At 64.4% G+C, this 7,244-nt stretch carries 6 protein-coding genes; 3 read left to right on the forward strand and 3 right to left on the reverse strand.

Annotated features, from left to right (window positions below; all coding sequences use genetic code 11):
* Nucleotides 1-203 precede the first annotated feature (203 nt).
* From J5M71_RS25460 to J5M71_RS25470, 3 genes are read right to left on the reverse strand one after another with little or no spacing between them, the layout of a single operon-like run.
* A complete protein-coding gene (locus J5M71_RS25460; protein WP_085626848.1) occupies nt 204-359 on the reverse strand; it encodes a DUF2474 domain-containing protein in 156 nt (51 codons plus the stop codon).
* Nucleotides 360-368: 9 nt separating this feature from the next.
* The gene (cydB, locus tag J5M71_RS25465) at nt 369-1,376 is read right to left on the reverse strand and encodes a cytochrome d ubiquinol oxidase subunit II (protein WP_063913408.1); all 1,008 of its coding nucleotides are present in this window, start codon (nt 1,374-1,376) and stop codon (nt 369-371) included.
* A 3-nt stretch (nt 1,377-1,379) separates the two neighbouring features.
* Nucleotides 1,380-2,816: a cytochrome ubiquinol oxidase subunit I gene (locus tag J5M71_RS25470; protein ID WP_207838220.1), complete on the reverse strand. Its 1,437-nt coding sequence runs from the start codon at nt 2,814-2,816 to the stop codon at nt 1,380-1,382.
* 344 nt (nt 2,817-3,160) lie between these two features.
* Here J5M71_RS25470 and J5M71_RS25475 point away from each other — a divergent pair, with 344 nt between their 5' ends.
* The 3 genes from J5M71_RS25475 to trmA all read left to right on the forward strand — a co-directional run bounded on the left by J5M71_RS25475 (nt 3,161) and on the right by trmA (nt 7,038).
* Nucleotides 3,161-4,381 carry an MFS transporter gene (locus J5M71_RS25475; RefSeq protein WP_207838223.1) on the forward strand — a complete coding sequence of 407 codons (1,221 nt, stop codon included), beginning with the start codon at nt 3,161-3,163 and terminating at the stop codon, nt 4,379-4,381.
* A 279-nt stretch (nt 4,382-4,660) separates the two neighbouring features.
* Nucleotides 4,661-5,956, forward strand: coding sequence for an NCS2 family permease (locus J5M71_RS25480; RefSeq protein ID WP_207838225.1), 1,296 nt, complete (start codon nt 4,661-4,663; stop codon nt 5,954-5,956).
* Nucleotides 5,953-7,038: a tRNA (uridine(54)-C5)-methyltransferase TrmA gene (trmA, locus tag J5M71_RS25485; RefSeq protein ID WP_207838226.1), complete on the forward strand. Its 1,086-nt coding sequence runs from the start codon at nt 5,953-5,955 to the stop codon at nt 7,036-7,038. The genes J5M71_RS25480 and trmA overlap by 4 nt, the downstream gene beginning before the upstream one ends.
* Nucleotides 7,039-7,244: the final 206 nt, after the last annotated feature.

The following is a 7,244-nucleotide window of genomic DNA, read 5'->3' on the forward strand; positions in this document are numbered from 1 at the left end:
GAGCGGGTTACCCGCGAGACGACACCGCGGTGGATGGCACGGGCTTCGCCCGTGTTCGCGGGCAAGCCCGCTCCCACAGGGGGCGCGCCAGCTTTTAGAAATTGAGCAAGACAGTTGCTCCCACAGGTACGGCACTGCATTCAAGGACAGTGCGTTACCTGTGGGAGCTGGCTTGCCGGCGATAGGGCCAGAACAGGCTTACCTCAATGGGTAGTCAACCCCGCTGCCCCCATGAACAGGCGCATCACCCAGGCCGCCACACCCAGAGCCGCCACGCTCATCGCCCAGATCAGCAGCAGCCAACCCAGCCGCTGCCACAGGGGTTTCTTCTCGTCCAAACCATGCTTGCCGGTCATCATGCGGCCCTCCTAGTGATAGCCGTCTTCATGGGTAACCTTGCCGCGGAACACGTAATAGCTCCAGAAGGTATACATGAGGATGAACGGCAGGATGAACAGGGTGCCCACCAGCATGAAGCCCTGGCTCTGCGGTGGCGCCGCAGCGTCCCAGATCGAGATCGACGGCGGGATGATATTCGGCCACAGGCTGATGCCCAGGCCGCTGTAACCAAGGAAGATCAGCACCAACGTCAGCAGGAACGGCGTGTAGTGGGCATTGCGCGCCACCGCCTTGAGCAACCCGTAGAAGGTTACCAGCACCAGCAGCGGCACCGGCATGAACCAGACCAGGTTAGGCATGCTGAACCAGCGCTCGGCAATCTGCGGGTAGGCGATCGGTGTCCACAGGCTGACGATGCCGATCACCACCAGCAGCACCAGCGCCAACGGCCGGGCGATGTCGTGCATCTTCTGCTGCAGCGCCCCTTCGGTCTTCATGATCAGCCAGGTGCAGCCCAACAGGGTGTAGGCAACGATCAGCCCCAGGCCGCAGAACAGGCTGAACGGGGTCAGCCAGTCAAGTGTGCCGCCGGCGAAATGCCGGTCGACCACCTTGAAGCCTTCGAGGAAGGCGCCCAGCGCCACGCCCTGGAAGAAGGTGGCAATCAGCGAGCCCCAGATGAACGCCTTGTCCCAGATATGGCGCTTGTCGGCCTTGGCCTTGAAGCGGAACTCGAAGGCCACGCCGCGGAAGATCAGGCCGATCAGCATCAGGATCAATGGCAGGTACAGGGCCTCCAGCACTACCGAATAAGCCATCGGGAATGCCCCGAACAGCCCGGCACCGCCCAGCACCAGCCAGGTTTCGTTGCCGTCCCACACGGGGGCGACGGTGTTCATCATCACATCGCGGTCATGCTCGCCCTTGACGAACGGGAAGAGCATGCCGATCCCCAGGTCGAAACCATCCATCACCACATACATCATGACGCCGAAGATGATGATCACGGCCCAGATCAGCGGAAGGTCGATACCCATGGTTCAGTTCCCCTTGCTCAGGCTGGCGGAGTTGGCCTCTCGGCCATCATCGGCGGCGGACATCGGCCGCGCCGGCGTGCGTTTGGTGCCTGGGCCACCGGGGCTGTGCTCGTCACCCTCACCGGTCTGCGGCCCTTTGCGCACCAGGCGCATCATGTAGCCAAGGCCGGTGCCGAACAGGGCGAAGTACACCACCACGAAGGCCACCAGGGTGAAGCCGAGCTGGGCATAACTGTGGTTCGACACACCGTCTGCCGTGCGCATCAGGCCATACACCACCCAGGGTTGGCGGCCGATTTCGGTGGTGAACCAGCCGGCCAGCAGCGCGATCAACCCGGAAGGCCCCATCCACAGGGCCAGGTACAGGAACGGCCGCGAGGTGTAGAGCGTGCCGCGCTTGCGCAGCCAGAGGCTCCACAGGCCGACGAAGATCATCAGGAAACCCAGCCCGACCATGATCCGGAACGACCAGAAGACGATGGTCGAGTTAGGCCGGTCTTCGGGCGGGAACTCCTTCATCGCCGGCACCTGCTTATCCAGGCTGTGGGTCAGGATCAGGCTGCCGAGTGCCGGAATCTCGAGCTTGAAGCGGGTGGTTTCGGCCTGCATGTCGGGGATGCCGAACAAGATCAGCGGGGTCGGCTCGCCGGGCACGTTCTCCCAGTGGCCTTCGATCGCGGCGATCTTCACCGGCTGGTGCTTGAGCGTGTTGAGGCCATGGAAGTCACCGATCACCGCCTGGATCGGGGCGACGATCAGCGCCATCCACATGGCCATCGACAGCATCTTGCGCACCGCCGGGTTGTCACGCCCGCGCAGCAGGTGCCAGGCCGCCGAGGCACCGACGAAGAAGGCAGTGGAGACGAACGCGGCAGTGGCCATGTGCGCCAGGCGGTAGGGGAACGAGGGGTTGAACACCACTGCCAGCCAGTCCACCGGCACCACCCGGCCATCGATGATCTCGTGGCCTTGTGGGGTCTGCATCCAACTGTTGGAGGCGAGGATCCAGAAGGTCGAGACCAGTGTGCCAAGCGCCACCATCACCGTGGAGAAGAAGTGCAAGCCACGGCCGACGCGGTTCCAGCCAAACAGCATGACCCCCAGGAAGCCGGCCTCGAGGAAGAACGCGGTCAGCACCTCGTAAGTGAGCAGCGGGCCGGTAATGGCGCCGGCGAAGTCGGAGAAGCGGCTCCAGTTGGTGCCGAACTGGTAGGCCATGACCAACCCGGAAACCACGCCCATGCCGAAGTTGACGGCGAAGATTTTCGACCAGAAGTGATAAAGGTCACGGTAGACCTGGTTATTGGTCCGCAGCCAGAGGCCTTCGAGGACTGCCAGGTAGCTCGCCAGGCCAATGGTGATGGCCGGGAACAGGATATGAAACGACACGGTAAAGGCAAACTGCATTCGGGCGAGTTCCAAGGCCTCTATTCCGAACATGGTGCTTCCTCTTCAGATAATCCGGCGTCCGGGCCGCTGGCCCCGTCGCCCACTGCCCCCACGGTAGTCGAGTGCGGCGCGTTGGAATTGTTCTGTTCGATCGCAGGGATTTCGGCCCGAGGGCCCGATCGTTACATCTGGAACGATTGATCCAGATCAACGATTGCTAGGAAGCATAGTCCTGAATGGCCTGACGGGCCGTGTGGTTGATTGCCGCGTGACCCGTTGCCCCACCCCCTTTCATGACGCGTGAAAAAGTGCCGACCCCGGCAAACAGTAACCGGTTGTTACAAACAGATGATACGCTGCGCCCCCCTCTACTGCGCCGAGGCCCCTGGTTTCCGATGTCCGATTCCGCACCGCAGTTGTTGCGTCACCACCGCCCTTTCCTGGCCTTCTGGCTGGCCCGCGTGTTCACCGCCAGCGGCTTCCAGATGCTTACCGTGGCCATTGGCTGGCACCTCTACCAGTTGACCGGCAATGTGCTGGACCTGGGCCTGGTCGGCCTGGTCGAGTTCGCCCCTCGGGTGCTGTTCATGCTGCACACCGGGCATGTCGCCGACCGCTATGACCGGCGCAAGGTCGCAGCGCTGTGCCAGAGCCTGCAGGGGCTGATAGCCCTGGCACTGGCGCTGGGCAGCGCGACCGACAACGTCACCCGCGAGCTGATCTTCGCCCTCGCCTTCCTGCTCGGTGCCACGCGTTCGTTCGAAATGCCGGCGACCCAGGCGCTGCTGCCCAACGTGGTACCGGCCGGTCTGTTCCCGCGCGCGGTGGCGGCTTCGGCCTCGGCCACCCAGACGGCAACCATCGTGGCACCGGCGGTGGGCGGTTTCCTGTATGCCTTCGGCAGCATCTGGGTATACGGACCCACCGTAGCCCTGTACGCCATCGCCTGTGTCCTGACCTTGAGCCTGCAGGCACGCGGCCAGGTGGCCCAGCGCGGGCGCGCCAGCATCGAATCGCTGCTGGCCGGTATCCGCTTCATCCGTAGCCGGCCCGACATTCTGGGCGCCATCTCGCTGGACCTGTTCGCCGTACTGCTGGGCGGGGCCACCGCGCTGCTGCCGGTGTTCGCCAAGGACATCCTGCTGACCGGCCCGCTGGGCCTGGGCCTGCTGCGCTCGGCGCCAGCGGTGGGAGCGTTGCTGATGTCGCTGTGGCTGGCGCGCTTCCCGTTCGAGCGCAACGTTGGGCGGACCATGTTCACGGCAGTGGGCGTGTTCGGCGTGGCGACCATCGCCTTTGGCCTGTCGACCTCGTTCTGGTTCTCGCTGGCAGTACTGGTTGTGCTGGGCGCGGCGGACATGATCAGCATGGTCATCCGCGGCGCCTTCGTGCAGCTGGAGACGCCGGACGAAATGCGCGGGCGGGTGAGCGCGGTGAACGGCTTGTTCATTGGTGCCTCGAACCAGCTCGGCGAGTTCGAATCGGGGGTTACGGCGCACTGGTTTGGGACGGTGCCGGCGGTGGTACTGGGCGGAGTGGGCACTTTAGTGGTGACTGGGGTGTGGATAAGACTGTTCCCCACACTGGCCAAGCGAGATCGGTTGCATAACGGTTGATCTGTAGCCTGTACCGGCCCTTTCGCGGGTAAACCCGCTCCCACCAGGAGCGCGTCGCCATCAGGCCTGGTGGGGTACCTGTGGGAGCGGGTTCACCCGCGAAGAGGCCGGCACAGGGAAAAAATTACCATTCCCCAACGGCGATAGGCCCCCGCCAAGCATGCTGGTATGATGCGCGGCTTTTTTCCGCCCCACACAAAACCACGGCAACCGGTACGGTCTGTGCTTTGCTGATGGGGTCGATACATTCATGGCGCCGGGGGCGCCTTGGGAGCGGGCATGCTGGAAAGGCTGTTTCAACTGAAAGCACACAACACCAATGTGCGCACCGAGATTCTCGCGGGCGTCACCACCTTCCTGGCCATGGCCTACATCCTGTTCGTCAACCCGAGCATCCTCGGCGAGACCGGCATGGACAAGGGTGCGATCTTCGTCGCCACCTGCCTGGCCGCGGCCATCGGCTCGGTGACCATGGGCCTGATCGCCAACTACCCGATCGCCCTGGCGCCGGGCATGGGCCTGAACGCGTTCTTTACCTACACCGTGGTCCTGCACATGGGCCACACCTGGCAAGTGGCGCTGGGCGCGGTGTTCCTGTCAGCGGTGATGTTCTTCCTGCTGTCGATCTTCCGCATCCGCGAATGGATCGTGAACAGCATCCCGCTGCCGCTGCGTTCGGCCATCGCCGCGGGTATCGGCCTGTTCCTGGCGCTGATTGCTCTGCATAACGCGGGCATCGTCGTCGATAACCCGGCTACCCTGGTGGGCCTGGGCGACCTCAAGCAGCCAGCACCGATCCTCGCCACCCTGGGCTTCTTCCTGATCGTCGGCCTGGAGTCGCTGAAAGTGCGCGGCGCCGTGCTGATCGGCATTCTCGCCGTAACCATCACCTCGATCCTGATGGGCGTGACGCCATTCGGCGGCGTGGTCTCGATGCCGCCATCGCTGGCCCCGACCTTCCTGCAGCTGGATATCGCCGGCGCGCTGGACGTGGGCCTGGTCAGCGTGATCTTCGCCTTCCTGTTCGTCGACCTGTTCGACAACTCCGGTACCCTGATCGGCGTGGCCAAGCGCGCCGGGCTGATGGGCAAGGACGGGCACATGCCGAAGATGGGCCGTGCCCTGATCGCCGACAGCACTGCAGCCATGGCCGGCTCCCTGCTGGGCACCTCGACCACCACCAGCTACATCGAATCTGCCGCGGGCGTGAGCGCCGGTGGCCGCACCGGCCTGACCGCCATCGTGGTCGCGGTACTGTTCCTGCTGGCGCTGTTCTTCGCCCCGCTGGCCGGTAGCGTGCCAGCCTTCGCCACTGCCCCGGCGCTGCTGTTCGTCGCGGTGCTGATGGCCTCGGGCCTGGCGGAAATAAACTGGGACGACGTCACCGAAGCCGCACCGGTGGTAGTGACCGCCCTGGCCATGCCGCTGACCTACTCGATCGCCAACGGCATCGCCTTCGGCTTCATTTCCTGGACCGCCGTCAAGCTGATCTCCGGCCGCCACCGCGACCTGAACCCGGCCCTGGTGATCCTTTCCATCCTGTTCGTCATCAAGCTGGGCTGGTTCAACGCATGAGTGCTGCTTTCGACCCCTCCTCCTACGCCACCCAGCTGGACGCCAAGGTGGCCCGGCTGCGCGAGCTGCTGGCGCCGTTCGGCGCGCCGGAGCCGGCTGTTTTCGACTCGCCGCGCGAGCATTACCGCCTGCGCGCCGAGTTCCGCCTGTGGCGCGAAGACGGCCAGCGCCACTACGCCATGTTCGCCCCGGGCGAGAAGCACAAGGCGATCCTGATCGACGACTTCCCCATCGCCAGCCAGCGCATCAATGCACTGATGCCACGCCTGAAGGCGGCCTGGCAGGCCAGCGAGGAACTGGGCAACCGCCTGTTCCAGGTGGAGTTCCTCACAACCCTGGCCGGCGATGCCATGGTCACCCTGTGCTACCACCGCCCGCTGGACGAGGCCTGGGAAGTGGCCGCACGGCAACTGGCCGAAGAGCTGGGCGTGAGCATCATTGGCCGCTCCAAGGGCAAGCGCCTGGTGATCGGCCGTGACTACGCGGTGGAAAAGCTCGACGTCGCTGGCCGTGTGTTCAGCTATCGCCAGCCGGAAGGCGCGTTCACCCAGCCCAACGGCGCGGTGAACCAGAAGATGCTGAGCTGGGCCTTCGAGGCCATTGGCGAGCGTGACGACGACCTGCTGGAGCTGTACTGCGGCAACGGCAACTTCACCCTGCCGCTGGCCACTCGCGTGCGCCAGGTGCTGGCTACCGAGATCAGCAAGACCTCGGTCAATGCCGCATTGAGCAACCTCGACGAGAACGCTGTGGATAACGTGCGGCTGGTGCGCCTGTCGGCAGAAGAGCTGACCCAGGCGCTGAATGAGGTGCGGCCGTTCCGCCGGCTGGAAGGCATCGACCTGAAAAGCTATGAGTTCGGCACGGTGTTCGTCGACCCGCCGCGGGCGGGGATGGACCCGGATACCTGCGAGCTGACCCGGCGTTTCGAGCGGATCCTGTACATCTCGTGCAACCCGGAGACACTGGCAGCGAACATTGCCCAGTTGCACGACACCCACCGCATCGAGCGGTGTGCGTTGTTTGACCAGTTCCCCTATACCCACCACATGGAAAGTGGGGTTCTGCTGGTTCGGCGTTGACCGGTAGATTGCCGGGGCCGCTCTGCGGCCCTTTCGCGACACAAGGCCGCTCCCACAAAGGCCTGCGTACGCCGATCAATGTGGGAGCAACTGTCTTGCTCAATTTCTAAAAGCTGGCGCGCCCCCTGTGGGAGCGGGCTTGCCCGCGAACACGGGCGAAGCCCGTGCCATCCACCGCGGTGTCGTCTCGCGGGTAACCCGCTCCC

The sequence above is a fragment of the Pseudomonas sp. 43(2021) genome (assembly GCF_017490805.1).
In the GTDB taxonomy this organism is placed as follows: Bacteria; Pseudomonadota; Gammaproteobacteria; order Pseudomonadales; family Pseudomonadaceae; genus Aquipseudomonas.